Origin of the sequence: Pantoea sp. DY-15, assembly GCF_019795935.1 — a bacterium.
GTDB classification, from domain to species: domain Bacteria; phylum Pseudomonadota; class Gammaproteobacteria; order Enterobacterales; family Enterobacteriaceae; genus Pantoea; species Pantoea leporis.
Genome location: NZ_JAIMIF010000005.1, coordinates 152,807 through 179,571, shown reverse-complemented (window position 1 = coordinate 179,571; position 26,765 = coordinate 152,807). Strand labels below are relative to the sequence as shown.

The window sequence follows — 26,765 nt, the reverse complement described above, 5'->3', positions numbered from 1 at the left end:
TCCCTGTTTTTTATACTTCGAGGTCGGCTAAATCGCCTTTCTCTTGCAGCCAGTTGCGGCGGTCTTCCGAGCGTTTCTTCGCCAGCAGCATGTCCATCATGCGTAGGGTTTGATCGACATCCTCATCGCTGATCGTCAATTGCACCAGGCGACGTGTATTCGGATCGAGCGTGGTTTCGCGCAGCTGCAGCGGGTTCATTTCACCCAAGCCCTTAAAGCGTTGCACGTTTGGCTTACCTTTCTTGCGCTTCAGCTGATCCAGCACGCCCTCTTTCTCATCCTCATCCAGGGCGTAATAGACTTCTTTGCCGAGATCGATGCGATAGAGCGGCGGCATGGCCACATAGACATGGCCATGCTGCACCAGCGAACGGAAGTGCTTCACAAACAGCGCGCACAGCAGCGTGGCAATGTGCAGACCATCAGAGTCCGCATCCGCAAGAATACAAATCTTGCCGTAACGCAGTTGGCTCAAATCTTCACTGTCGGGGTCGATACCGATCGCCACTGAAATATCATGCACTTCCTGCGAGGCCAGCACTTCGTCCGAAGAGACTTCCCAGGTGTTAAGGATCTTGCCTTTCAGCGGCATAATCGCCTGATAATCACGATCGCGCGCTTGCTTGGCGGATCCGCCCGCAGAATCTCCTTCGACGAGGAACAGCTCGGTTTTGTTCAAATCTTGTGCGGTGCAGTCAGCCAGTTTGCCCGGCAGCGCCGGGCCGCTGGTGAGTTTTTTACGCACCACTTTCTTCGCGGCGCGCATGCGGCGCTGCGCGCTGGAGATCGCCAGCTCGGCCAGCATTTCAGCCGCCTGCACGTTTTGATTCAGCCACAGGCTGAAGGCATCTTTGACCACCGCGGAGACGAATGCCGCACACTGACGCGACGACAGGCGCTCTTTAGTCTGCCCGGCAAACTGTGGATCCTGCATCTTCACCGACAGCACGTACGCACAGCGATCCCAGATATCTTCTGCCGACAGCTTTACGCCGCGTGGCAGAATATTGCGGTATTCGCAAAACTCGCGCATGGCATCCAGCAAGCCCTGACGCAAACCGTTGACGTGCGTGCCGCCTTGCATGGTTGGGATCAGGTTAACGTAGCTTTCTGTTAGCAGCTCTCCGCCTTCCGGCAGCCAAAGCAGCGCCCAATCCACCGCTTCCACATCGCCAGCAAAACTGCCCACAAAGGGTTTTTCCGGCAGCGTGGGTAAGCCGTCAACCGCTTCACACAGGTAATCGGTCAGGCCATCCTGATACATCCAGGTTTGTTCGGTGTCGTTGACCTTGTCTTTAAAAACAATTTCAACGCCCGGACAGAGCACGGCTTTGGCTTTTAACAGATGTGATAAACGAGAAACCGAGAAACGCGGGCTATCAAAGAAGCTTTCATCTGGCCAGAAGTGCACGCTGGTACCGGTATTGCGTTTACCGACGGTGCCGGTAACCGTAAGATCCTGCACCTTGTCGCCATTTTCGAAGGCAATCTGGTAGATTTCGCCGTTACGTCGCACGGTAACTTCCACGCGCTTCGACAAGGCGTTAACCACCGAGATCCCGACGCCGTGCAAGCCGCCTGAGAACTGATAGTTTTTGTTGGAGAATTTGCCGCCCGCATGCAGGCGACAAAGAATCAGCTCAACCGCTGGCACGCCTTCTTCCGGATGGATATCCACTGGCATGCCACGACCATCATCAATAACTTCCAGCGACTGGTCGGCATGAAGAATGACTTCCACGCGTTTAGCGTGACCGGCCAGCGCCTCATCGACGCTGTTATCGATCACCTCCTGGCCCAGGTGGTTCGGGCGCGTGGTATCGGTGTACATCCCCGGACGACGACGCACCGGTTCAAGGCCGGTCAGGACCTCAATGGCATCGGCATTATAGCTTGATTGGCTCATCGTAAATGTCTGATTAGCAATAGTAAAATGGCCCCACTTCGCAAGGTCACTGGGCGTTTAATCCCAGAAAATCAACGATCTGTGCGAAATGGCGTTCGAATCCGATATAGGCATGATTGCCGCCCTCTTCAACCGTCTGGCGGCATGCGCTGTAATACTCCAGCGCCTGGCGATAATCGAGTATTTCATCGCCGGTTTGTTGCAGCAGCCAGAGTAAATCGGGCGCTTCAAGAGGGTCAATCTGCATTACTTTCAGATCGTAAATGTGGCGAGACTCTAACACATATTGCTGGCCGGTGTAGGGATTACGGTTTTCGCCGAGGTAATCCACCAGCAGCTCAAACGGCCGTACGGCCGGATTGACCACCACCGCAGGCAACATGAAACATTGCGACAGCCAGGTCGCAAAATAGCCGCCCAGCGACGATCCCACCAAGCCCAGCGGTTCACCGGCATATTGCATTACCAGCTCTTCCAGCATACTGGCGGCTTCGGCCGGGAATGTCGGCAGTTGCGGCACCATCACATTAATATGAGGATGCTGCTCGTTGAGCCATTGCTGCAGCTGCGTGGCTTTCGCCGATTGCGGGGAACTGTTGAAGCCATGCAGATAGATCAGCGCCGCCATTGCTTAGTAGCCCTCGGAATCAAGATCGGGGCGGAACATGTCACTTTGCAGGCGATTCACTTCGGTGTGCAGCGTACCGTCAGGCTGCAAGGTGAACCAGCGCCAGCCCGGCGCCAACGTATCAATGGTGAAGTTGGTGCAATGCGGTTTGAACTGTACGCAGGTCGATGGCGAAGCCATCACGCGGCGACCATGCCAGTCGAGATCGAGTTCCTGGTGAATATGGCCGCACACCAGATTGCGCGCGCGCGGGAAGTGTTGCAGCACCGCCTCCAGCTGATGTGGATTGCGCAAGCTGTGCTGATCTAACCAGGTACAACCGGAAGCCAGCGGATGATGATGCAAAAGTACCAAAGTGTGACGTTCCGGGTACTTGCTTAACGCGGTGTGCAGCCACTCCAGCTGATATTCGCTCAACATGCCGTGCGGCACGCCAAATACCTGGCTATCCAGCAGCACCAGCTGCCAGTGATCGCCTAACAGAACGTGCTTGTCGGATTTGATGCCCGCGTCGGCCAGCGTATCCACCATCGCCGGCTGAAAATCGTGATTTCCCGGCAGCCAGACGCACGGTTTCGGCAGACGATTAATGCCCGCTACAAAGTGTTGGTAAGCTTCGACGGTGTGATCCTGAGCGAGATCGCCAGTGGCGATAATCAGATCATACTGGCGCTGTTGTACTTCAATAGCATCCAGTACCGCATCAAAACTCGACCAGGTATTTACCCCAAGCAGCGATTGATGTTTTCCAGCAAAAAGGTGGGTATCCGTGATTTGTAAAATCCTGATATCAGACCCATCTTGCGCAGGAAGAGTTAGCAGGCTATCCAAAGCGTTTCCTTAATCTCCACGCCATCGTTGCGTTTTTTACGCTATCAGCAAACCGGTACTGCCACAGCGCCGTGCGCTAAGCAGTAACGCAACCAATCCGCAAGGAACTGGTTAATCTGATGTTTTTCATCGCGCTGATGCAGTTTTTTATTAGGATAATCATAGCGCGCTTTAAATCGGTAGATCTGTTTAGTGGAACACACTTCAGCGACCATCGCATCATGATAGAGCCGCACCGACATAGAAGGCAGGCTCCAGTAACTCACCGCGGGCGCCACCTGACGCACTTCCACCAGCGTGGTGTATCGCGTCGATTCTTCGATGGTGAGCTGATAGCTGGCGCCATTCACCTGATAAATCACCGATGCGCCTGCCTCGTCACTGCGCGGCAGCAGGCGACGCAGCTGGGCGAAATTGGTTTCGCACAGACGCATCATTTCGGGAAAGTCAGGGGTATAGCGCTGTTTCATTTTAGCTTCCACTCTTCTCGTAGTTTTTCATGGTGCAACGCCAGCCATTGCAAGGCGATGACAGATGCCGCGTTATCAATAATCCCCTCTTCCACCCAGCGATAAGCCTGTTCGCGGCTCACCACATGGACAAGAATATCCTCATTCTCTTCCTCCAGCCCGTGATTTCCCTCTGCCAGGCTGGCATCCACTTCGCCTACCAGCACCGACAAACGTTCAGACGTTCCGCCGGGGCTGGCTAAGTAATTCACTATCGGTTTGACGCGGCCAACCTTAAGGCCAGCCTCTTCTACCGCCTCACGTCGTGCGACATCTTCTGGTGTTTCGCCAGGTTCGATGATGCCAGCCACCATTTCCAGCAGCCAGGGCGTTGGGCTGGAATCGAAAGCGGGTATGCGGATCTGTTCGATCAGTACCACTTCATCACGCAAGGGATCATAGGGTAGCAGCACGGCGGCGTGTCCGCGCTCAAAAACTTCGCGCACCACCTCACCACTCATTTCGCCATTAAAACGACGGTGGCGGAAACGGTAGCTGACGATGGAAAAAAAACCATCGTAACGCGTTTCGCGTGCAATAATTTCTACATCGTTTTTTGTGAAAGTCACAGGGGATTTTTTTTCACTCGCCATCGTCTGATTCCTTATGCAGATTGGGATGGAGCAAAGAAAAGCCAAGTCTACCGCTCCGTCCGAGTGGTTCTTTTTGAATTATTTACGTAAATTAGGGGAAGAAGGCACGTTCAGCCAACTTATCTCTGACGCCGCCTCTGTAGAATCGGCGATTATTTTTTTGGCTTACCTGCAGCACTACCAGTGCATTTTGCTGCAACAAAAGGAATGCAAATGAAAAAACTGCTCCCACTTTTTATTGGGCTGACTCTGGGCGGATTCAGCCTTGCCAGCCAGGCAGAAAACCTGTTGCAGGTCTATCAGCAGGCGCGCCTTAGCAACCCCGATCTGCGATCTTCTGCCGCTAACCGCGACGCTGCATTTGAGAAAATCAATGAAGCGCGTAGTCCTTTATTGCCGCAGTTAGGCTTGGGCGCAGATTACACTTATAACAATGGCTACCGTGACAGCAGCGGACTTCATTCCAACACGACCAGCGCCTCTCTGCAATTAACTCAAACTATTTTCGATATGTCGAAATGGCGTGCGCTGTCGCTGCAGGAAAAACAGGCCGGTATTCAGGACGTCACTTATCAGGTGGCACAGCAAGATCTGATCCTGAACAGTGCAACGGCTTATTTCAACGTGTTGAAAGCGATCGATACGCTTTCTTACACCGAAGCACAGAAACAGTCGATCTATCGCGAATTGGATCAAACCACTCAGCGCTTCAACGTGGGTCTGGTCGCGATCACTGATGTGCAGAACGCCCGCGCTCAGTATGACACCGTGCTGGCCAACGAAGTGACTGCACGTAACAACCTCGATAATGCGGTGGAATCGCTGCGTCAGATTACCGGCATGGATTATCTGTCGCTGGCTTCACTGAATATCGATCGTTTCAAAACCGCGCGTCCAGATGCCGTTGCCAGCCTGCTGAAAGAAGCAGAGAGCCGCAACCTGACCTTGCTTTCTGCGCGTCTGAGCCAGGATCTGGCACGTGAACAGATTCGTTCAGCCGAAACCGGCCACATGCCGACGCTGGATTTGACCGCCTCAACCGGTATGTCGAACAGCAAATATGGCGGCAGCCGAGCCAATCAGAGCGCTGGCAGCACCGATTCCATCACCGGTTCTAACCAGGTTGGCCTGAGCTTCACTATGCCACTGTACAGCGGCGGTTCGGTGACTTCGCAGGTGAAACAGGCGCAGTACAACTATGTCGCGGCCAGCGAACAGCTGGAAGGCGCGCATCGTAGCGCGGTTCAGACGGTGCGTTCTTCATTCAATAACGTGAATGCCTCTATCAGCAGCATCGATGCTTATAAGCAGGCAGTTGTCTCTGCACAAAGCTCATTGGATGCGATGGAAGCCGGTTATCAGGTCGGTACGCGTACCATCGTTGATGTGCTGGATGCGACTACCACGCTGTTCAATGCTAAACAGCAGCTTTCTGATGCGCGTTATAGCTACCTGATTAACCAGCTGAATATCAAATATGCGCTGGGTACGTTGAACGAGCAGGATCTGCAGCAGCTGAACAGCACGCTGGGCAAAGAGATCACCACGACACCAGAAGTGGTGGCGCCGGAGAATAACCAGCAGGCCGCGCGTGTGGATAACGGTCCGAAAGCTTCATCGCCTTCAGCCGCCGCACAAGCCCGTCCAGCTGCCACACGCAGCAGCGGAAATCCATTCGGTAATTAATTCCCCAGGGGGCCGTATGCGGCCCCTTTCGCCTTCAATCGTATAGCTACGTAAAGATCCTTTCCCCATCTGGCTTCGCGCTTCATTTTCCACCGCTCATCCCCTATCCTTACCCCACCTTTGGGCACAGGATGAAAATAATGAAACGGACGAAAAATATTCGCCATGCCGCTTTTCGTAAAAGCTGGCAGGCACGCCACTTAACGCCAGTCGCCTTTGCCGTTAGCGCAGTGTTTATGCTGGCAGGCTGCGAACAGAGTGATGAAACGGTGTCGCTCTATCAAAACGCAGATGATTGCGCCAAAGCCAATCCAGGCCAGAGCGCGCAATGTACCACTGCGTATAACAACGCAAAGAAAGAAGCCGAACGTACCGCGCCAAAATACGCCACGCGTGAAGATTGTGTGGCTGAGTTTGGTGAGAACCAGTGCCAGCAAACGCCTGCACAAGCGGGTGTGGGCACCACCGCTAACAACGCTGAAGCTCAGCAAAGCGGTAGCTTCTGGATGCCGTTGATGGCCGGTTACATGATGGGACGTATGATGAGCGGCGGCGCAGGCTTTGCCCAGCAGCCACTGTTCTCGCCAAAAAATCCGAACAGCCCGGCAAACGGAAAATTTGTTGATGCGGCGGGTAAAAACTACGGTAATGCCACATCGGGCCGCACCATCAACGTGCCGAAAACAGCAATGGCGCCGAAACCCGCGACCACTTCCACCATTACGCGTGGCGGCTTTGGTGACAGCGTGGCAAAACAAAACACCATGCAGCGCAGCAGTGCTTCTGGCACCGGCAGCCGCTCGCTGGGAGGCTAAGCCGCAGCATGCAACGTATTGCAATCCCCGAACGTCCAGACTGGCGTGAAAAAGCCGCGGAGTATGGTTTCCAGTTTCACACCATGTATGGCGAACCTTACTGGTGTGAAGATGCGTACTACCAATTCACGCTAGCGCAGGTTGAACAGCTTGAGGATACCACCGCCGAACTGCACCAGATGTGTTTGCAGGCGGTGGAAAAAGTGGTGAACAGTGACGAGCTGCTCACCCGTTTCTGTATTCCTAAGCACACCTGGGACTTTGTGCGTGATTCCTGGAAGTTGCGCCAGCCTTCGCTCTATTCGCGCCTCGATCTGGCATGGGATGGCAAAGGTGACGCCAAGCTGCTGGAAAACAACGCCGACACGCCAACCTCGCTGTATGAAGCAGCCTTCTTTCAGTGGATATGGCTGGAAGACCAGGTTAAAGCGGGCAACCTGCCGCAGGGCAGCGACCAGTTCAACAGCCTGCAAGAGAAGCTGATCGAGCGCTTCGCCACGCTGCATCAACAGTTCGGTTTCAACTGGCTGCACTTCTCCTGCTGTCGTGATACCGAGGAAGATCGCGCCACGGTGCAATATCTGCAGGACTGCGCCACCGAAGCCGGATTGCCGAGCGAGTTTCTCTATATTGACGAGATTGGATTGGGTGAAAGAGGCCAGTTTACCGACGTAAACGACCAGGTCATCAGCAATCTGTTTAAGCTCTATCCGTGGGAATTCATGCTGCGCGAAGTGTTCTCCACTAAGCTGGCGGACGCGGGCGTGCGTTGGCTGGAACCGGCATGGAAAAGCATCATTTCCAATAAAGCGCTGTTGCCGCTGCTGTGGGAGATGTTCCCTAATCATCCCAACTTGCTGCCCGCTTATTTTGCCGATGATAACAATGCGCCGCAGATGGATAAGTACGTGATGAAACCGCTGTTTTCGCGCGAAGGTGCCAATATTCGCATCATTGAGAACGGTCAGGAGATCGCCCGCGCCGATGGCCCGTATGGCGAAGAAGGCATGATTATTCAGCAGTTCTATCAGCTACCGAAATTTGGTGACAGCTATACGTTGTTCGGTAGCTGGCTGATTGATGATCAACCTGCCGGTATCGGCTTACGTGAAGATCGTGCATTGATCACGCAGGATCTGTCGCGCTTCTATCCGCATACCTTTATTGAGTAAACGATGTGCCGCCCGTAATATTCGGGCGGCCACGCGCATTAACCAATCTGCACCGACATCATGCTGATCGCGCCCATCTCCATACCTTCCACGGGAAGGCTGATCGCTTCATCAGCAGCACGCGCCCCAAGAATATAGAGCAGCGGTAGATAGTGTTCCGGCGTAGGGTTTGAAAGCTGTGCATCCGGATGCTGCATAAAGTTCACCAATGGGTGCTCCGCCACCTCGCCCTGAAAATCCAGATTCTCACGTACAAACTGATCAAAGCTCTCCGCCCACGGATACGCCGTTTCCGCACCCTGCCAGCGCAGCATACGCAGATTGTGTACCACGTTACCGCTGGCCACGATCATCACACCTTCCTCTCGCAATGACGCCAGCTTTTGCCCCAATGCGAAGTGCCATTCAGCAGGTTTAGTGCCGTCAATACTCAGTTGCACCACCGGAATGTCGGCATCGGGATACATTTTTGCCAACACGCCCCAGGAACCATGATCAAAACCCCACTCCTGATCGGCATGAATGGCGATCGGTGCCAGTAAATCAATCACTTGCTGAGCCAGTTCTGGCGATCCAGGCGCGGGATAGCGCACATCAAATAGTGCCTGTGGGAAACCACCAAAATCATGGATAGTGCGTGGATTATTCATCGCCGTCACCGCCGTACCGCGTGTGTACCAGTGCGCCGAAACCGCGAGAATCGCACGTGGACGCGGCAACGTTGCGCCCAAATGCTGCCAGGTTTGGGTATAACGATTATCTTCCAGTACGTTCATCGGGCTGCCGTGACCAAGGAACAACGCAGGCATGCGTCTAGTGCTCATGATTAATCCTCTGACGAAGTGTAGCTTTGTTAACCGCTACGATACGCGCTTTCGCTGGGGGATTAACGCTGATAAGTATGATGATCTCTGTCAGGGAATTTGAATGATATTGGGTGGGGAAATTCGAGACAAGATGGGTCTCAATATTGCGTGCGGACCTTTTAGATATCAGTGATATAGCCCGCACCTAAGACCGAGCGAGACCGGTCTTGTTACATTCAGTGAATCTACTTCATAAACTCCACCCGGTTTTAGAAACATGAGTTGGAATTTATGTTAATTCAGGGAGCAATACTGTGCCTGGCGATGAATATCTACCATGAGGCGCGTGGCGAACCGATTAAGGGACAAATAGCGGTTGGCACCGTGACGATGAATCGGGCCAACTGGGATGTCAAAGAGATCTGTCCTGTGGTGTATGCACCTAAGCAGTTCTCCTGGACGTCTCTCAAAAAGAATCCTTATCGGTATCCACCACATGAAGATAAGAGCTGGCAACGCGCCAGAAAGCTGGCACAGAAGATCGTTGAAGGGGAATTACAGGACGTAACTCAAGGCGCAACCTTTTTCCATGCACATAGCGTCAAACCGGCCTGGCGTCATGCCTTTCAACGTACAGTGGTAATTGGCAATCACGTGTTTTATGCCAATCGCTAAAACAAAAAAAGAGGCCGGATAGATATCTATCCGGCCTCTTTCTTATATATCTATTCAGTTAGCTGGCGTGACGCGTTTCACGCTGACGGCGATAAGCCACCAAATCTTCGATGGTAACGACCGCCATATCATGTTGCTTAGCAAACACGATCGCTTCTGGCGCGTGCGCCATGCTGCCATCATCATTGGTTAATTCGCACAGTACACCTGCCGGTTTGAACCCTGCCAGAGTCACCAGATCGATAGTTGCTTCGGTGTGTCCACCACGCGACAGAACGCCGCCTTCACGCGCACGCAGCGGGAACACATGGCCCGGACGGTTAAGGTCTGAAGGCTTAGCGCCATCAGCCACCGCCGCGCGAATAGTGGTAATGCGATCGGCAGCAGAAACGCCGGTGGTCACACCGCTTGCAGCTTCGATCGTCACTGTAAAACCGGTGCCGTAAGCGCTGGTGTTAGTTTCCACCATCATTGGCAGCTCAAGCTGCTGGCGGCGCTCTTCGGTGATGCAGAGACACACAATACCGCTGCCGTGACGGATGGTTAATGCCATCTGTTCAACGGTCATGGTTTCTGCCGGGAAGATCATGTCACCTTCGTTTTCACGATTTTCATCGTCGAGCACCATTACACCGCGGCCGTTGCGCAGCGCATCAATGGCGCGCTCTACACGCTGTTCAGGCGTGCCAAATTCAGAAAAAAGCGTCTGATTCATGGTAAAAAAACCTTATAAAATATGAGTTACCAGAACCAGGGCGTGCTTAGGAGTGCGTACAAAACACATGGCAAAAACGTGACGCGGGCAAAGCCCGGCTGATGTCGTTACCCTCTCCCATCCGGACTCTAACCGTCGGCTCCGGAATTACACCGGATCTGCTGACCTTTCACATTGCTGTGAGAGCGCTCGCGGGCTTTCAGCTAGAGCTGATTTACCGCCGGTGGGGAATTTCGCCCCGCCCTGAGAATAAGCGAACAAACTATAACGCCAATCATCTGGTCGGGCAATCGACAAAAGTGCAAATGCTTTTGCATTTCCTGCGTTGCGGATTTCAGGTTTAACCTTTTCGTTTCAGGCATTACACTTAATAGCTATTGAGTCCGAACACGCGCAGCTATCGGCCACCGTAATCAGGAAATAATCATGATCGACACGAAAAAAATTGAACAACTGGCTCGCCAGGTACATGAAGCTATGCCGAAAGGGATTCGCGATTTTGGCGATGATGTCGAAAAGAAAATCCGTCAGGTATTGCAGGCGCAGTTGACGCGCATGGACCTGGTTAACCGTGAAGAGTTTGATGTGCAGACGCAGGTTCTGCTGCGCACGCGCGAGAAATTAGCTGCGCTGGAACAGCGCCTGGCGAAGTTAGAAAGTGAAAGTCCAGCAGCACCCGCGCCGGCGATCGTCACGCCAGATCCCGCAGGGAAAATTGATACTCCACAGTAAGCTAATGGGCGGGAGTTTTCCTCCCGCCCATTCACACTTAATGACTGCGAATCGTTTTGATGATGTTGCTGGTTGAGATGCCATCTTCGAAGTTCAATACGCGCACGTCACCACCGTTCGCCCACACTTCTTTGCTACCCGCGATGTCTTCCGGCTTGTAGTCGCCGCCTTTTACCAGCAGATCCGGCAGCACTCCAGCAATCAGACGTTGTGGCGTGTCCTCTTCAAACAGCACCACCCAATCCACCGCTTCCAGCGCACCCAGTACAATCATGCGGTTTTCTTGCGGATTGACTGGACGCGTTTCGCCTTTCAGACGCTTAGTCGAGGCATCACTGTTAACGGCCACAATCAGGCGGTCGCCCAGCTTGCGCGCGTTTGCCAGATAAGAAACATGGCCAGCGTGCAGGATGTCAAACACGCCGTTGGTCATTACCACTTTCTCACCACGCTGACGCGCCAACGCAACAGCGGCTTTCAGCTCCGCTTCGGTCATCACACCAAATCCCGTTTCCGGACGGGCGTGAATGGCATTTTCCAGCTCAACAGTGCTGACAGTGGAAGTACCCAGCTTACCGACGACCACGCCAGCTGCAGCGTTTGCAAGGAAACAGGCTTCTTCCAGGCTGTCGCCAGCCGCCAGCACCGCGGCCAGTACGCCAATCACCGTATCGCCCGCACCTGTCACGTCATAGACTTCCTGTGCCTGCGTAGGCAGATGCAGCGGCGCTTTGCCCGGCTGCAGCAGCGTCATACCGTTTTCCGATCGGGTTACCAGCAGCGCGGAGAGCTCATAATCCGCGATTAACTGCATGCCACGGCTAACAATCTCTTCCACGGTTTTGCATTTACCCACAACCGCTTCGAATTCAGACAAATTCGGTGTCAGCAGCGTTGCACCGCGATAACGTTCAAAATCAGTGCCTTTAGGATCAATCAGTACCGGCACTTTAGCTTCACGCGCCAGTTGAATCATGGTCTGAACGCTGTTCAGCGCGCCTTTGGCGTAGTCAGACAGCACCAGCGCACCCGCTTGCGTCAGCGATTGACGCATACGATCGTGAATCGGCTGCGGATCAATCTCCTCAAAACCCTCTTCGAAATCGAGGCGAATCAGCTGCTGATTGCGCGAAAGCACGCGCAATTTGGTGATGGTTGGATGGCTTTGTACCGCCACAAAATCACAGTCGACGTTGACCTTTTGCAGGGTTTCGCTTAACACGCGCGCGGCATCATCGGCGCCGGTCAAGCCAATCAGCCGTGATGCTGCACCGAGCGCAGCAATGTTCATGGCGACGTTTGCCGCGCCGCCTGGACGCTCTTCAATGGTATCCACTTTCACCACCGGCACCGGCGCTTCCGGGGAAATACGGCTGGTTGGGCCATACCAATAGCGATCTAACATCACATCGCCGACGACCAGCACAGTGGCCTTGCCAAAAGTGGGCAGTGTTACTTTCATTCAGAGACTCCAACACGGTCAAAATAATGCGCGGGATATTACCACATAAGCCATCAGGCTCACTGTTCCGCGCTGTCAGATTGGATACCGCTTAACCAACGCTGCCAACTGTTGTTGACCACCGCGCGTTCAGCGACAAATGCTTCAGGCGCCACATGGCCCGGTAATTCCTGCAATGCCAGATGGTGCAGCGCATCACGCAGCGTGACGTACGCATGCGTCAAAGCCTGCGCCTCTTCATCCGGCATAATGCCATGACGCGCCATCAATTCGAAAATGCGGACATTATCCGACCAACGCGTCAACGCTGGCTGATCGGCCGCGTAGCTTAAGACAAGGTATTGCGCGATGAATTCAATGTCGGTGATACCGCCCTCATCGGTCTTAATTTCCCAGCGACCTTTCTGTTTGTTGCTGAGATGCGCCCGCATTTTTTCGCGCATTTCACGCACTTCTTTTTGCAACGTCTCAACTTCACGCGGCAGGCAAAGAATGCCACGCCGGATTTCATCAAAGCGTTCACACAGCGCAGGTTCGCCAAACACAATGCGCGCGCGCACCAGCGCCTGATGTTCCCAGGTCCATGCTTCGCTGCGCTGGTATTCGTTGAAAGCGGCGAAAGTACTGACCAGCATGCCCGCCGCGCCAGAAGGGCGCAGGCGCGCATCCACTTCATACAAAATGCCGGACGAAGTACGCGTGCTAAACAGATGCATCACACGCTGCGCCAGGCGCAGATAGAACTGGCGACCATCAATGACGCGCTCGCCATCGGTTTCCGCATCATCCGGACAATCATGCAGGAATACCAAATCAAGATCAGAGCTGTAACCCAGCTCCCAACCACCGAGCTTGCCGTAACCGACAACCGCAAAACCGCGCTCATTGTCGCTGGTGAGATGCGATGGGCGACCATATCGCTGCACCATCATCTGCCAGGCTTGCTGCACCACGGATTCGATAATCGCTTCTGCCAGCCAGGTTAAGTGATCGCTCACTTTCATCACGGGCAGCGTTTCAGCAATATCAGCAGCGGCGATGCGCAGATGCTGAGCCTGTTTAAACTGGCGCAATGCTTCCAGTTGCTGCTCTTCGTCATCAGTGGGAATACGCAGCAGATATTGGCGCAGTTCGTCGCGGTAAGCGTCGGTCGCGGTGGGTTGATACAACGTTGCGGGATCGAGTAGTTCATCCAGCAGCAGCGGATAGCGCGCCAGCTGGCTGGCAACCATCGGTGATGCGGCACACAGACGAATTAGATGACGCAGCGCGCCATGATATTCGGTGAGTAATTCCAGATAAGTGCTGCGCGTCAGCACGCCCAGCAACAGCGGCGTCAGACGATTCAGCAACACATCAGCGTCTTCGCGTGGACAAACTTCACTGAGCAGACGCGGCATCAACTGGTCGAGCGCCAGACGACCGCGCGGACCAATGGTACGGCGGCTCACATCCTGGCGGAAGTTATTCAACGCATTGTAAAGCGCGTGACGCTGCGCATCGTCCAACTGCGGCACCACCGGAATGAGATCACTCTCTTCCAGCGCGTCCTGCCACAAGCCAGCAAATTCAGCCAACTGCGGCTGATCGTCGACATCCGGAGCATCGTCGCCAATCAGCTCGTCAAAGATGGCGCGCACACCGGCCATTTGCAGCTCAAGCTGTGCCATCAGCGCGTTCCAGTCTGCCACGCCCATCGCCCAGGCTAAGCGCTGGCGATCAAGTTCGTTTTCTGGCAGCGTTTGCGTTTGCTCGTCATTAATGCTTTGCAGCAGGTTTTCCAGCCGACGCAGGAACAGATAGGCTTCACGTAGATGATCGACCTGATGCTGGCTTAACAAAGCCAGCTCGCCAATCGCTTTGAGCGTAGGGAGCAAGGATCGCAGTTGTAGTGAGCGCTCACGTCCACCGCGAATCAGCTGGAACACCTGCACAATGAATTCCGTTTCACGAATGCCGCCGGCGCCGAGCTTAATGTTGTCTTTCAAACCGCGTCGACGCACCTCGCGCGCGATCATGCCCTTCATGTTACGCAGCGATTGAATCACGCTGAAATCGATATAGCGGCGATAGACGAACGGCCGCAGCATTTGTTGCAACTCCTGGCTCCAGTGGCCGTGGTCGTCGCCCATTAGCCGGGCTTTGACCATCGCATAGCGTTCCCAGTCGCGGCCTTGCTCCTGATAATAATCTTCCAGTGCCGCGAAACTCAGCACCAGCGGACCGCTATCACCGAACGGACGCAGGCGCATATCCACGCGATAGACAAATCCATCCACCGTTGGTTGATCGAGCACTTTGATCAGCCGCTGCCCCATGCGCGTGAAGAATTGCGCATTGTCGAGCTCGCGCCGTCCACCTTGAGTAACGCCGTTTTCCGGCCAGGCAAAAATCAGATCGATATCAGAAGAGAAGTTGAGTTCGCAGCCGCCGAGTTTACCCATGCCGAGAATCAGCATCGGTTGGGCTTCACCGGCTTCATTGCATGGCGTGCCAAAGTCGCGGCTGCAATCCTGCCAAACCCAGTCGCGCGCGGCAGCGATGAGGATCTCTGCCAGCGTGCTGAGTTGCTGCAAACTTTGTTCGGTAGTGGAGTGTTGCAGCGCCTGCATCCAGGCGATGCGCACCAGCATATGACGACGGAACAAACGCAGTTCACGCATAAGGGAGGTTTCATTATTAACCGTTTGCAGTGCATCGTTCAGCCAGCTGGCATAGTTTTGCCACTCATCGGGGGCAGGCGCTTGCTGTTGCAGATGCTGCCACCATTCGGGATGCTGCTGCAGGTTATCGAGGATAAAGTCACTAAAGGTCAGCGCACCCGCCTGTTCTGGCGTGAACACTGAGGGTGGCAAATTAAGTCGCTCTGCCACATTAGCCAACTGCGCCTGCATGAGCGCCGGTAACGGTAACAACATCTTCTCTCCCTGATTGGATTTTTCGTTAGCGTTTAGTTCCGCTATTGAGCCAGAAAGGTGCGGGGCGCACGGCCAGGTTAACCAGATGCATTAAGCCACGTTCCTGCTTCTCTCGAATCGCATGCTGCAACTCCAGCCAACCGTCCAGCCAAACATTCACCTCTTCCGCCGGATAAGCACCCGCCAGCAGGTTCACCGCCAGCAGTTGGCGATTCAGGCGCGTCGCTTTATCCTGGAACTCATTGAACAGTTGTACATCAACGAAAGTTTCTCTGAGATCGGCGGCAATACGACTCAGCATAATATCGCTGAAGCGCTTGAACGATCCCTGCAGCTTGCTTTTGCTCTTGTCGTCGAGCCAGTTTTTCCATTGAGACTCAACCAGCCAGTGAGTAAGCGCTAACTGGGCTTCAACGGAGGTCAACGAGAAGCAAGTGGCTTCAGCATTATTCTCATCATCGGCCAGCAACTCTTCCTGACGGGTTAATTTCTGGCGCAGATCGCTGCTGGCTTTGCGTGGCACCAACGCACCAAACAGTGAGAACGCCTGACGCAGCGTTTCCAGCGCATCAATTACCGCTGCTTTGGCATCTTTATTACCACGCAGCCACACTTCTTCGTGATATTGCCAATGATTCAGTGCCGCAGTCATTGCGTTGATCATGCCCTGCTCAACCGACGCTTTCGCGGCGATTTTCTGCAATGGCAACGTACGGATGGGGCGCGGTAAGTTACCCTGCGCCAACTGATAGCCGCGCGCGGCTTTGCTCAGGCTGCCGAGACGTAATCCGCCCATCGTAACCAGCGCTTCAGCGAACTTCAGCATGTCATCGCGTTGACCACTTTTAAGCTCCAGCTCGACTTCATAAAGCGGTTCGCTGAATTCACCGGCAGCCACTTCGCCGCGGTCAAACGCCACTTCAATTTCGCTGTCGCCAAATTGCACCAACCAGGCTTCGCGCTGGAAATGAGTGCTGAACAGCGGCTGTAGGCGCGATTGCAGTGCAGCAATATCGGTGCCCTGCGGCCAGATATCGGCTGGCAGGCGCGCGATATCGAGCTGCGGCTCAGTGAGATCAACATTGTATTCCGGACGCTGATGCAGTCCGCCAACGGTTTTACCGGCCGCTTTCAGCGTCATTTCATAGCGTTGGTCAACGCCACGAATACGCAGGCCCATGTCCCAACGACGCAGTTGGTTGTCATCGGTTTCATAATAGATATTGGTCAGCTCGCGCGCGGCGAAGTGCTGATGTGGCCACGCGGCAAGATTTTCCGCCAGTTTTTCGGCGGCTTGCGGTGTAGCAATGAACTTTAATTCGATTTCGATGGTCATAATTTTTTATTCAATACGCTGCTGGCACTTACGAGTTTAATCTGGCGAAGAGTAATGCACCGGAAGCCCGCTGTCTCCGCTTTCTTGTGCTTTTACGACCCTTTTCGCACCGGATTGAGACCAGGATAGTTCTCATTCAGATTTTTGAGAAGCGTCTCCAGACTGTGCCGGTAATTTTACGCCATTAAGAAAAAACGACATCGAATGAAAAAAATCACACTTGCTGCCCTTTCTTTGCTGGCTTTCAGCGCCATCACACCTGCTCATGCTGCTGACGAAAAGCGTTACATCTCCGATGAATTATCCACTTGGGTGCGCAGCGGTCCGGGCGATCAATATCGCCTGATCGGTAAGCTGAACGCCGGAGAGGAAGTCACTTTGCTGCAGACCAATAACGACTCTCAATATGGTCAGATTCGTGATGCAGAAGGCAAAACCAACTGGATTCCACTGTCGCAGCTGAGCGCCAGTCCTAGCCTGCGTACCCGCGTACCGCAGCTGGAGCAGCAGGTTAAAGACCTGACGGCCAAACTGGCGAATATCGATAACAGCTGGAATCAGCGCACTTCTGAGATGCAGAACAAAGTCGCCAACAGCGACGGCACCATTGATGGCCTGAAAGCCGAGAATCAGAAGCTGAAAAATGAGCTGATTGTCGCGCAGAAGAAAGTCAGCGCCGCCAATGTGCAGCTGGATGACAAGCAGCGCACCATCATCATGCAGTGGTTTATGTATGGTGGCGGCGTGCTGGGCGTTGGTCTGCTATTAGGTCTGTTGCTGCCGCATATGGTGCCGCGTCGTAAGAAAAACGATCGCTGGATGAACTAACGCGCCACGCAGATTTGTTCTTTTATTTAAGGGGATCGTAAGATGCCCTTTTTGCCGTGCCCGATATTTAGCCAAAGTATGCAACAATAAAGTAACAAGCGTGTTCAGCACGCAATTTTTGATCTGCCTCTGGAGTGGTTGAGTGAAGACGTTTCTGGTCGGTGGCGCAGTGCGCGATGCCTTACTGCGTTTGCCGGTAAAAGATAGAGATTGGGTTGTTGTAGGCGCAACGCCAGATGCGATGCTGGCGGAAGGTTATCAGCAGGTTGGCCGGGATTTTCCGGTTTTTTTGCATCCGCGAAGCCGTGAAGAGTATGCGCTGGCGCGTACGGAACGCAAAAGCGGCAACGGTTACACCGGCTTTGTGACGCAGTTCGCGCCGGATGTCACGCTCGAGCAAGATTTGCAGCGTCGCGATCTCACCATCAATGCCATCGCCCAAAGCGACAGCGGTGAGCTGATTGATCCGTATGGCGGTCAGCGCGACCTGGCGAAACGCCAGCTGCGCCATGTTTCCGCCGCCTTTAACGAAGATCCGCTGCGTGTACTGCGCGTGGCGCGTTTCGCCGCCCGCTTTGCCCATCTGAATTTCCGTATTGCTGATGAAACCCAGGCGCTGATGCGCGAAATGGCGGTCAGCGGCGAACTGGCGCACCTCACCGCAGAACGGGTGTGGAAAGAGACGGAAAAAGCGTTACTGACGCGTAATCCACAGGTCTATTTCCAGGTATTACGTGATTGCGGCGCGCTGCAGGTGCTGTTCCCGGAAATCGATAATCTTTATGGCATTCCGGCCCCGATCAAATGGCATCCCGAGATTGATACCGGCATCCATGCGCTGATGACGCTGGCGATGTCCGCTGCGCTCTCGGATCAGCTTGATGTGCGTTTCGCTACGCTGTTCCACGATGTCGGTAAGGCGCTGACGCCAGCAGAAAAATGGCCGAGCCATCATGGTCATGGCCTCGCGGGCGTGCCGATTGTTGAAGCGCTGTGCCAGCGCCTGCGCGTGCCGAATCAGGTGCGTGATTTGGCGTTAGTGGTGACCGAATTCCATGACGTGGTGCACACCATTGAGCGCCAGCCAGCTGACGCGTTAATCGCGCTTTTTGATCGAATTGATGCCTGGCGCAAGCCCGATCGCGTGGAGAAGATGGCGCTGACCAGCGAAGCGGATGCGCGCGGGCGTGCGGGTCTGGAAAGCATTACTTATCCGCAAGGCGACTATTTGCGTCAGGCGTTTGCGCTGGCGCAAGCGGTGCCAACCAAAGATGTGGTGGCAGCAGGTTTTAAAGGGGCGGAAGTGCGGGAAGAGTTGACGCGTCGGCGTGTGGCGGTGCTGCAGGCGCAATTGATTAACGCGCGGCCAGTGTAACCAGCCGCGCGGGGCAACTTACATAAAGATGGCGTAAACCACGGCCGCAACAATGAAGCGGTAGATAGCGAAAGAGACGAACGAGATACGCTTGATCAGCTCAAGGAACACCTTGATCGCCAGCAGCGCCACGACGAAAGCCGTTAAAAAACCGACGGCAAACATTGGGAAATCCTGCATCGTCAGGAAGCCGAGGCTCTTGTAGAGATCCAGTCCGGTGGCGCCAATCATCATCGGCACCGCCAGAATGAACGAGAACTCTGACGCCGCATAACGGCTCACGCCCATCAGCATACCGCCAGAAATCGTTGCACCTGAGCGCGAGAAGCCCGGCCACAGCGCCAGACACTGGAAGCAGCCAATCATAAATGCCTGACGGTAGGTGATATCGTCAACGCCAACCGCTTTCGGCTGCTTCGGCTTGAAGTATTCCGCCACCAGCAGCAGCACACCGCCCACCACCAGCGCATACATCACGTTGATCGGGTTAAACAGCGTTTTGATTTGGTCGTGCAGCAGCAAACCAATCACCACCGCCGGCACCATACCCAACAGAATATGAATCAGGGTTAATTTGCCCGTACCCACGCCTTCATGTTTGACCTCACCGAAGTGAATGCCGATCAAACCAAACAGGCGGCGCCAGAACATCACAACCACAGCCAGAATCGAACCGAGCTGAATCACCACTTCGAAGGTTTCAGCGGTCTGGCCTTCAAAACCCAACAGATGGCCAACAATAATCATGTGGCCCGTGGAAGAGACCGGCAGGAATTCCGTGAGGCCTTCTACAACCCCCAGGATTGCAGCTACCCAAAGCTGGTGAATGTCTGCCATCAAAATATTTCCTCTATCCGTTTTAAACAGTAAAAAGGCGGTCGCAAAGGGCTACCGCCTGAAATTATGCCTGCGTCACGCTGAAGGAAACCTTAAGAAATTCGGTTACTTCCTGCTGGTTAGCGCAACGGTCTCAAGTGAGACACACCATAATTTGGTTTGGTTTCATTGTGATGGCAATCACGGAAGATTTATTTCGGAATAGTCCCGCGCTCAATACGTACGCCAACGCTGGCCGCCTGCGCTACAGCGCCCGGTTTGCCTACCTTTATGCGTACTCCAGGGGTTTTGAAACGATTCATCAACAGATCGGCGATTTCTTCTGCTACCCTTTCGACCAGGGCAAAACGCTGGCCTTGCAGATGATTGAGGATCACTTCCGTGACATCGGCGTAGCTCAGACAATCATTCACATCGTCGCTGGCGGCGGCGTGACGGTTGTCCCACGCCATTTCGACATCGAGCACCAGCTTCTGCTGCATGCCCTGTTCCCAGTCGTAAACGCCAATAGTTGTGAACACGGTAAGCTGCTCGATAAATACGATATCCATGATGTCAGTCTCTGTTTTTGGCTAAGCCGGATACCACTTCCGGCGGATTATGCGTATTATCCACGCTTATCGAGAACAAAACGACCCAAAAGGAACGGTACGACGCTATGAGTGCTATCGCGCTTGGTATGATTATTTTCGCGTATCTTTGCGGCTCGATTTCCAGTGCGATATTGGTCTGTAAACTGGCTGGTTTACCCGATCCGCGCTCGCAAGGCTCAGGCAATCCTGGCGCGACCAACGTTTTGCGCATTGGTGGCAAAGCCGCCGCTGCGGCGGTGCTGATTTTCGACGTGGCAAAAGGCATGCTGCCGGTGTGGATTGCTTATCTGCTGCACGTTGCCCCGCTCTATCTTGGCCTCACGGCGATTGCCGCCTGTCTGGGCCACATCTATCCGGTGTTCTTTCGTTTTCGCGGCGGTAAAGGCGTGGCGACGGCCTTTGGTGCGATTGCGCCGATTGGCTGGGATTTGACGGGACTGATGACCGGAACCTGGCTGCTGACGGTGCTGCTTAGCGGCTATTCGTCACTTGGCGCGATTGTCAGCGCGCTGATCGCACCGTTTTACGTGTGGTGGTTCAAACCGCAATTTACTTTCCCCGTTTCGATGCTCTCGTGTCTGATTCTGTTGCGGCACCACGACAACATCCAGCGCCTGTGGCGCGGCCAGGAAAATAAGATCTGGAAACGGAATAAGAAGAAATAAAAAAACCGGCGCAAGGCCGGTTTTTTTATATGGCGGGCAATTCTGCCAGCGGCCAGCGCGGCCGCACGCTGACGCTGAGTCCACCGCTGGTGCCGCCTTTGAGGCGCACCATGCCCGCGTAAGCAATCATCGCGCCGTTATCGGTGCAAAACTCAGGGCGTGCGTAAAACACCTCGCCGCCACGCTTTTGCATCATCTCGGCCATGCGCTCACGCAACGTGCGGTTCGCGCTGACGCCACCCGCAATCACCAAACGTTTAAAGCCAGTTTGCTCAAGCGCGCGTTTGCACTTAATCATTAAGGTATCAACCACCGCATCTTCAAATGCGCGGGCGATATCCGCGCGAGCTTGCTCGTCGCCCTGATGCTCGCGAATGGTATTCGCCGCAAAGGTTTTCAGGCCGGAGAAGCTGAAATCCAGCCCCGGACGATCGGTCATTGGCCGCGGGAAGCGGAAACGGTTTGGCGTGCCTTGCTGCGCCATACGCGACAGCATCGGTCCGCCGGGATAATCCAGCCCCAGCAGCTTGGCGGTTTTATCGAACGCTTCGCCAGCCGCATCGTCAATCGATTCGCCCAATAAGGTGTATTCACCAATGCCGGTCACGCTGATCAATTGCGTATGCCCGCCGGAAACCAGCAGCGCGACAAACGGGAATTCCGGCGGATTCTCTTCCAGCATCGGCGCCAGAAGATGCCCTTCCATATGATGCACCGGCACCGCCGGCACATTCCAGGCGAATGCCAACGCTCGGCCAATGGTGGCGCCAACCAGCAGCGCCCCCACCAATCCGGGCCCGGCGGTGTAGGCGACGCCGTCAATCTGTTGTGGCTCAAGGCCCGCTTCTTTCAGTGCCGCCTGAATCAGCGGCACGGTTTTACGGACGTGGTCACGTGATGCCAGTTCCGGCACCACGCCGCCGTAATCGGCATGCAGTTTCACCTGGCTATATAGTTGATTTGCCAGCAGACCGGACGCATCGTCGTAAATCGCGATGCCGGTTTCATCGCAGGACGTTTCAATACCCAGAACTCGCATAGCTTTTATCACCCTCTTCGTGCGGCGCGCAGTGTAACACAGGCAATTCTCACGCCAGAGACTTTGCCCCTGAAAAAGTGTTTTTCTGTCGCACAAAGAGTGCGCTATACTCCACGGCCTGAAAAAACCGGCAGCCGCGATGGCATATGCCCCTGTTGGTTCTAAATTATACATGGTGCTTTACAAGTCGGCCGCGGCTGGAGTAAAATGCTGCACCATTTTGAAATGTGCTGGCGCCGCAGTCAGCAGCAAAAACCGAATTTTATCGAGGTAAGAGTTACATGCCGGTAATTAAAGTACGTGAAAACGAGCCGTTCGACGTAGCACTGCGTCGCTTTAAGCGTTCATGCGAGAAAGCAGGTGTTTTGGCAGAAGTTCGTAGCCGTGAGTTCTACGAGAAGCCTACCACTGAGCGTAAGCGCGCTAAAGCATCTGCAGTTAAGCGTCATGCCAAGAAACTGGCTCGCGAAAACGCACGCCGCACTCGTCTGTACTAATTTATTGCGGAAGCTTGCTTCCGCCGCGTGATAAACGCAGACAGAGTCAAGTAAAAGGCCGTGCTTTCCGAAAGGAAGCGCGGCTTGTTGTCGTTTATGAGCTGAAAAATCGGGGCTTATGGCTGGACGAATTCCACGCATATTTATCAACGACTTACTTGCCCGCACGGACATCGTGGATATTATCGATGCCCGCGTTAAGCTGAAAAAGCAGGGTAAGAACTATCACGCGTGCTGTCCTTTTCATAACGAGAAAACCCCCTCTTTCACCGTAAGCGGTGAGAAGCAGTTCTATTACTGCTTCGGCTGTGGCGCCAAAGGCAACGCCATCGACTTCCTGATGAATCACGATCGTCTGGAATTTGTTGAGAGTGTTGAGGAGCTCGCCACGCTTCATGGCTTAGAAGTGCCGTATGAAGCGGGCAACGGTCCTAGCCAGATGGAGCGCCATCAACGTCAAAGTCTTTATCAGTTGCTGGATGGCCTGAACGGCTTCTATCAACAGAGCCTGCGTAATCCACAAGCGCAATCTGCACAGAACTATCTCGCCACGCGCGGTCTTAGTCAGGAAGTGATCGATCACTTCGCTATCGGCTATGCGCCTGCGGGTTGGGATAATGCTCTGAAGCGCTTTGGGCAGCAGAAAGACGATCGCGAATCACTGATGGAAGCGGGCATGTTGGTCAGTAATGACTCTGGCCGCACCTACGATCGCTTCCGCGATCGTGTGATGTTCCCTATTCGTGATAAGCGTGGCCGCGTGATTGGTTTTGGTGGCCGCGTGCTGGGCAACGATACGCCGAAGTATCTGAACTCGCCGGAAACACCGATTTTCCATAAAGGCCGCCAGTTATACGGACTTTATGAAGCGCAGAAAAATCATCCGCAACCCACGCGTTTGCTGGTTGTCGAAGGTTATATGGACGTGGTGGCGCTGGCGCAGTTTGGCATCGATTATGCCGTTGCGTCGCTGGGCACCTCGACCACCGCTGAACACGTTCAGCTGCTTTACCGCTCAACGGATACCGTGATTTGTTGTTACGACGGCGACCGCGCCGGACGTGAAGCGGCATGGCGTACGCTCGAAACCGCATTGCCTTACATGAATGATGGTCGTCAGCTACGCTTTATGTTTTTGCCCGATGGCGAGGATCCGGACACGCTGGTACGCAAAGAGGGCAAAGAAGCCTTTGAAGCGCGGATGGAGCAGGCTACACCGCTCTCCACATTTTTGTTCGACAGCCTGATGCCGCAAGTGGATTTGAGTACACGCGATGGCAAGACCAAGCTGGCGACCTTGGCGTTACCGCTGATTAGTCAAATTCCCGGTGAAACGCTGCGCATTTATATGCGTCAAACCTTGGGTAATAAACTCGGGATTCTTGACGATAACCAGTTAGACAAGCTGATGCCGAAGCTGGCAGAAAGCGGAGTGCTGCCAACTGCCCCACCGTTGAAGCGCACCACCATGCGCGTATTGATCGCGTTATTAGTGCAGAATCCGCAATTTGCCTCCATCGTGCCTACACTGGATGGACTGGAGCAGTCAAAAATGGCGGGTTTACCGCTATTTGTGGAGTTAGTCAGCCGTTGTACAGAGAATCCTGGCCTGACCACCGGACAGCTACTAGAGTTATATCGCGGAACAAATTTTAGCCAGCCCCTTGAAACACTGGCCACCTGGAACCACATGATAGTGGATGAAGAGGCGGAAGAAGTGTTCCAGGATTCACTGGCGAGCATTTACGATTCCGCACTCGAACAGCGCCTTGAAGCGCTGATCGCACGCGAGCGAACTGAAGGCCTAAGCGCCGTCGAACGCCGTGAATTCTGGGCTTTAAGCCAGGCATTAGCGAAAAAATAAGATTTTAACGGGATCAGAACTGCAAGTACGTTAAAAACAGCATTCTGGTTCAGTGATTTCCGGAATGATAGACGCGATAAGCGAAGCCGGAAACACACAGCACAAATTTAGAGGCGTCAACTTCGCAGCCAGTTTCAGTGCTGCCAGCGCACAGCAACCGGAGCGTACTGAAGTACGTGAGGATTGCGAGCACTGCCAGCACTGAAAATGGCAAGTAAGTTAGCCTCGGAAAGAACACAAGCGGCTTAAGTGCCGATTATAGATGGGCTTCAGCCCTGGCCGCGATGTAGGCAGCGGCAAAAACACAACGCCTTCACTGTTATAGTTGGCTCGCGCCGACCGACACCAATCTAATTAACAGAAGTGTGGATACCGTCTTATGGAGCAAAACCCGCAGTCACAGCTTAAGCTACTTGTCACCCGTGGTAAGGAGCAAGGCTATTTGACCTATGCTGAGGTCAATGACCATCTGCCGGAAGATATCGTCGACTCCGATCAGATCGAAGACATCATCCAGATGATTAATGACATGGGTATTCAGGTTGTTGAAGAAGCGCCTGATGCTGATGATCTGATACTGAATGAAAACAGCTCCGATACTGACGAAGATGCCGCAGAAGCCGCCGCTCAGGTTTTATCCAGTGTTGAATCTGAAATTGGCCGCACCACCGACCCGGTGCGCATGTACATGCGCGAAATGGGTACCGTTGAACTGCTGACGCGCGAAGGCGAAATTGACATCGCTAAGCGCATCGAAGACGGTATCAACCAGGTCCAATGCTCTGTAGCCGAATATCCGGAAGCGATCACCTATCTACTCGATCAGTATGATCGCGTTGAAGCGGGCGACTATCGCCTGTCTGACTTGATCATCGGCTTCATCGATCCTAACGCCGAAGAAGATATCGCGCCGACCGCCACGCACGTGGGTTCTGAGTTATCTCAGGAAGATCGTAACGACGATGAAGAAGAAGATGAAGAGGATGACGACAGCTCTGACGACGATAATTCTATCGATCCAGAACTGGCTCGCGAGAAGTTTGGCGACCTGCGTACGCAGTATGAAACCACGCGTACCGTCATCAAAGCGAAAGGTCGCAGCCATGCTGACGCCGTAGCCGAAATCCAGAATCTTTCTGAAGTGTTCAAGCAGTTCCGCCTGGTACCGAAGCAGTTCGACTACCTGGTAAACAATATGCGTGAAATGATGGAGCGCGTGCGTACGCAAGAGCGCCTGATCATGAAGCTGTGTATTGAACTGTGCAAAATGCCGAAGAAAAACTTCATCACGCTGTTCACCGGCAACGAAACCAACCCAAGCTGGTTCAAAGCCGCGCTGGCAATGAATAAGCCATGGTCTGAGAAGCTGCTGGAAGTTGAAGATGATGTAAATCGTTCGCTGTACAAACTGCAGCAGATCGAAGAAGAAACCGGCTTGACCATCGAGCAGGTGAAGGACATCAACCGTCGCATGTCTATCGGCGAAGCGAAAGCGCGTCGTGCGAAGAAAGAGATGGTTGAAGCAAACTTACGTCTGGTTATCTCTATCGCCAAGAAATACACCAACCGTGGTCTGCAGTTCCTCGATCTGATTCAGGAAGGCAACATTGGTCTGATGAAAGCCGTTGATAAGTTTGAATATCGTCGTGGTTATAAGTTCTCAACTTACGCCACATGGTGGATCCGTCAGGCTATCACCCGCTCTATCGCTGACCAGGCGCGCACCATCCGTATTCCGGTGCATATGATTGAGACCATCAACAAACTCAATCGTATCTCTCGTCAGATGCTGCAGGAAATGGGTCGCGAACCGACGCCGGAAGAGCTGGCTGAACGTATGCTGATGCCTGAAGATAAGATCCGCAAAGTGCTGAAAATCGCTAAAGAGCCGATCTCTATGGAGACGCCGATTGGTGATGATGAAGATTCGCATCTGGGCGATTTTATCGAAGACACCACGCTTGAGCTGCCGCTGGATTCCGCAACCTCGGAAAGCTTGCGCTCAGCAACCCACGACGTGTTGGCTGGCCTGACCGCGCGTGAAGCGAAAGTGCTGCGTATGCGTTTCGGTATCGACATGAACACCGACCACACGCTGGAAGAGGTTGGCAAACAGTTTGATGTAACGCGTGAGCGTATTCGTCAGATCGAAGCCAAGGCGCTGCGTAAGCTGCGTCACCCCAGCCGCTCCGAAGTACTGCGTAGCTTCCTCGACGATTAATCGTTGTCGAGACGAAAAAACCCCGGCTTGCCGGGGTTTTTTATTGCCTGAAGAGTCGCTCT

At 53.9% G+C, this 26,765-nt stretch carries 25 protein-coding genes and 1 riboswitch; of the genes, 12 read left to right on the top strand and 13 right to left on the bottom strand.

Annotation, left to right across the window (positions count from 1 at the left end; translation table 11 throughout):
- Nucleotides 1–10: 10 nt before the first annotated feature.
- From parE to nudF, 5 genes are read right to left on the bottom strand one after another with little or no spacing between them, the layout of a single operon-like run.
- Entirely contained in the window at nucleotides 11–1,906 is a 1,896-nt protein-coding gene (parE, locus tag K5Y32_RS18605) for a DNA topoisomerase IV subunit B (RefSeq protein WP_222185393.1), read from the bottom strand.
- A gap of 46 nt (nucleotides 1,907–1,952) precedes the next feature.
- The gene (gene yqiA / locus K5Y32_RS18600; protein ID WP_176972208.1) at nucleotides 1,953–2,534 is read right to left on the bottom strand and encodes an esterase YqiA; all 582 of its coding nucleotides are present in this window, start codon (nucleotides 2,532–2,534) and stop codon (nucleotides 1,953–1,955) included.
- A gap of 3 nt (nucleotides 2,535–2,537) precedes the next feature.
- Nucleotides 2,538–3,365, bottom strand: a complete 828-nt coding sequence (gene cpdA / locus K5Y32_RS18595; protein WP_222185392.1) for a 3',5'-cyclic-AMP phosphodiesterase — start codon at nucleotides 3,363–3,365, stop codon at nucleotides 2,538–2,540.
- 44 nt (nucleotides 3,366–3,409) lie between these two features.
- A complete protein-coding gene (locus K5Y32_RS18590; RefSeq protein WP_222185391.1) occupies nucleotides 3,410–3,835 on the bottom strand; it encodes a DUF1249 family protein in 426 nt (141 codons plus the stop codon).
- The gene (gene nudF / locus K5Y32_RS18585; RefSeq protein WP_222185390.1) at nucleotides 3,832–4,467 is read right to left on the bottom strand and encodes an ADP-ribose diphosphatase; all 636 of its coding nucleotides are present in this window, start codon (nucleotides 4,465–4,467) and stop codon (nucleotides 3,832–3,834) included. The genes K5Y32_RS18590 and nudF overlap by 4 nt, the downstream gene beginning before the upstream one ends.
- Before the next feature lie 25 nt (nucleotides 4,468–4,492).
- On the opposite strand from nudF, the gene K5Y32_RS18580 reads away from it, so the two are divergent.
- From K5Y32_RS18580 to K5Y32_RS18565, 4 genes are all read left to right on the top strand, one after another.
- Nucleotides 4,493–4,684 (top strand): hypothetical protein, encoded by a 192-nt coding sequence (locus K5Y32_RS18580; protein ID WP_225614418.1) that lies wholly within the window; start codon nucleotides 4,493–4,495, stop codon nucleotides 4,682–4,684.
- Nucleotides 4,681–6,153 carry an outer membrane channel protein TolC gene (gene tolC, locus K5Y32_RS18575; protein ID WP_222185389.1) on the top strand — a complete coding sequence of 491 codons (1,473 nt, stop codon included), beginning with the start codon at nucleotides 4,681–4,683 and terminating at the stop codon, nucleotides 6,151–6,153. Before K5Y32_RS18580 ends, tolC begins: the two co-directional genes overlap by 4 nt.
- Nucleotides 6,154–6,293: 140 nt before the next feature.
- The gene (locus K5Y32_RS18570) at nucleotides 6,294–6,968 is read left to right on the top strand and encodes a DUF1190 family protein (protein WP_222185388.1); all 675 of its coding nucleotides are present in this window, start codon (nucleotides 6,294–6,296) and stop codon (nucleotides 6,966–6,968) included.
- An 8-nt stretch (nucleotides 6,969–6,976) separates the two neighbouring features.
- Nucleotides 6,977–8,140: a glutathionylspermidine synthase family protein gene (locus K5Y32_RS18565; protein WP_222185387.1), complete on the top strand. Its 1,164-nt coding sequence runs from the start codon at nucleotides 6,977–6,979 to the stop codon at nucleotides 8,138–8,140.
- Between the two features lie 38 nt (nucleotides 8,141–8,178).
- On the opposite strand, the gene ygiD is transcribed toward K5Y32_RS18565, so the two are convergent.
- Entirely contained in the window at nucleotides 8,179–8,964 is a 786-nt protein-coding gene (ygiD, locus tag K5Y32_RS18560; RefSeq protein ID WP_222185386.1) for a 4,5-DOPA dioxygenase extradiol, read from the bottom strand.
- Nucleotides 8,965–9,237: 273 nt separating this feature from the next.
- On the opposite strand from ygiD, the gene K5Y32_RS18555 reads away from it, so the two are divergent.
- A complete protein-coding gene (locus tag K5Y32_RS18555) occupies nucleotides 9,238–9,621 on the top strand; it encodes a cell wall hydrolase (RefSeq protein WP_222185385.1) in 384 nt (127 codons plus the stop codon).
- Between the two features lie 58 nt (nucleotides 9,622–9,679).
- Here K5Y32_RS18555 and ribB read toward each other — a convergent pair whose 3' ends face one another.
- Nucleotides 9,680–10,336 carry a 3,4-dihydroxy-2-butanone-4-phosphate synthase gene (gene ribB, locus K5Y32_RS18550; protein ID WP_222185384.1) on the bottom strand — a complete coding sequence of 219 codons (657 nt, stop codon included), beginning with the start codon at nucleotides 10,334–10,336 and terminating at the stop codon, nucleotides 9,680–9,682.
- Between the two features lie 105 nt (nucleotides 10,337–10,441).
- A riboswitch (FMN riboswitch) is annotated at nucleotides 10,442–10,591 on the bottom strand.
- A gap of 171 nt (nucleotides 10,592–10,762) precedes the next feature.
- On the opposite strand from ribB, the gene K5Y32_RS18545 reads away from it, so the two are divergent.
- Nucleotides 10,763–11,068: an accessory factor UbiK family protein gene (locus K5Y32_RS18545; protein WP_110867312.1), complete on the top strand. Its 306-nt coding sequence runs from the start codon at nucleotides 10,763–10,765 to the stop codon at nucleotides 11,066–11,068.
- Nucleotides 11,069–11,105: 37 nt separating this feature from the next.
- Here the strand turns inward: K5Y32_RS18545 and hldE are convergent, their stop codons facing one another.
- From hldE to K5Y32_RS18530, 3 genes are read right to left on the bottom strand one after another with little or no spacing between them, the layout of a single operon-like run.
- Complete coding sequence (gene hldE, locus K5Y32_RS18540) at nucleotides 11,106–12,530, bottom strand: bifunctional D-glycero-beta-D-manno-heptose-7-phosphate kinase/D-glycero-beta-D-manno-heptose 1-phosphate adenylyltransferase HldE (protein WP_222185383.1); 1,425 nt, start codon at nucleotides 12,528–12,530, stop codon at nucleotides 11,106–11,108.
- Between the two features lie 59 nt (nucleotides 12,531–12,589).
- Nucleotides 12,590–15,448 (bottom strand): bifunctional [glutamate--ammonia ligase]-adenylyl-L-tyrosine phosphorylase/[glutamate--ammonia-ligase] adenylyltransferase, encoded by a 2,859-nt coding sequence (glnE, locus tag K5Y32_RS18535; RefSeq protein WP_222185382.1) that lies wholly within the window; start codon nucleotides 15,446–15,448, stop codon nucleotides 12,590–12,592.
- Nucleotides 15,449–15,473: 25 nt separating this feature from the next.
- Nucleotides 15,474–16,784 (bottom strand): inorganic triphosphatase, encoded by a 1,311-nt coding sequence (locus tag K5Y32_RS18530; protein WP_222185381.1) that lies wholly within the window; start codon nucleotides 16,782–16,784, stop codon nucleotides 15,474–15,476.
- 204 nt (nucleotides 16,785–16,988) lie between these two features.
- Here K5Y32_RS18530 and K5Y32_RS18525 point away from each other — a divergent pair, with 204 nt between their 5' ends.
- Nucleotides 16,989–17,612 (top strand): TIGR04211 family SH3 domain-containing protein, encoded by a 624-nt coding sequence (locus tag K5Y32_RS18525; protein WP_101762988.1) that lies wholly within the window; start codon nucleotides 16,989–16,991, stop codon nucleotides 17,610–17,612.
- A gap of 142 nt (nucleotides 17,613–17,754) precedes the next feature.
- Entirely contained in the window at nucleotides 17,755–18,987 is a 1,233-nt protein-coding gene (locus tag K5Y32_RS18520) for a multifunctional CCA addition/repair protein (RefSeq protein ID WP_222185380.1), read from the top strand.
- A gap of 18 nt (nucleotides 18,988–19,005) precedes the next feature.
- Here the strand turns inward: K5Y32_RS18520 and bacA are convergent, their stop codons facing one another.
- The gene (gene bacA, locus K5Y32_RS18515) at nucleotides 19,006–19,824 is read right to left on the bottom strand and encodes an undecaprenyl-diphosphate phosphatase (RefSeq protein ID WP_222185379.1); all 819 of its coding nucleotides are present in this window, start codon (nucleotides 19,822–19,824) and stop codon (nucleotides 19,006–19,008) included.
- A 191-nt stretch (nucleotides 19,825–20,015) separates the two neighbouring features.
- Nucleotides 20,016–20,375: a bifunctional dihydroneopterin aldolase/7,8-dihydroneopterin epimerase gene (gene folB / locus K5Y32_RS18510; RefSeq protein WP_101762984.1), complete on the bottom strand. Its 360-nt coding sequence runs from the start codon at nucleotides 20,373–20,375 to the stop codon at nucleotides 20,016–20,018.
- A 107-nt stretch (nucleotides 20,376–20,482) separates the two neighbouring features.
- On the opposite strand from folB, the gene plsY reads away from it, so the two are divergent.
- On the top strand, nucleotides 20,483–21,082 hold the full coding sequence (gene plsY, locus K5Y32_RS18505; protein ID WP_101762983.1) for a glycerol-3-phosphate 1-O-acyltransferase PlsY: 600 nt from the start codon (nucleotides 20,483–20,485) through the stop codon (nucleotides 21,080–21,082).
- A 25-nt stretch (nucleotides 21,083–21,107) separates the two neighbouring features.
- Here the strand turns inward: plsY and tsaD are convergent, their stop codons facing one another.
- The gene (gene tsaD, locus K5Y32_RS18500; RefSeq protein ID WP_101762982.1) at nucleotides 21,108–22,121 is read right to left on the bottom strand and encodes a tRNA (adenosine(37)-N6)-threonylcarbamoyltransferase complex transferase subunit TsaD; all 1,014 of its coding nucleotides are present in this window, start codon (nucleotides 22,119–22,121) and stop codon (nucleotides 21,108–21,110) included.
- A gap of 281 nt (nucleotides 22,122–22,402) precedes the next feature.
- On the opposite strand from tsaD, the gene rpsU reads away from it, so the two are divergent.
- From rpsU to rpoD, 3 genes are all read left to right on the top strand, one after another.
- A complete protein-coding gene (gene rpsU, locus K5Y32_RS18495) occupies nucleotides 22,403–22,618 on the top strand; it encodes a 30S ribosomal protein S21 (protein WP_008103436.1) in 216 nt (71 codons plus the stop codon).
- A 118-nt stretch (nucleotides 22,619–22,736) separates the two neighbouring features.
- Nucleotides 22,737–24,482, top strand: a complete 1,746-nt coding sequence (gene dnaG / locus K5Y32_RS18490) for a DNA primase (protein WP_222185378.1) — start codon at nucleotides 22,737–22,739, stop codon at nucleotides 24,480–24,482.
- A gap of 379 nt (nucleotides 24,483–24,861) precedes the next feature.
- Nucleotides 24,862–26,703, top strand: coding sequence for an RNA polymerase sigma factor RpoD (gene rpoD / locus K5Y32_RS18485; RefSeq protein ID WP_064738465.1), 1,842 nt, complete (start codon nucleotides 24,862–24,864; stop codon nucleotides 26,701–26,703).
- The last annotated feature ends 62 nt before the right edge of the window (nucleotides 26,704–26,765 follow it).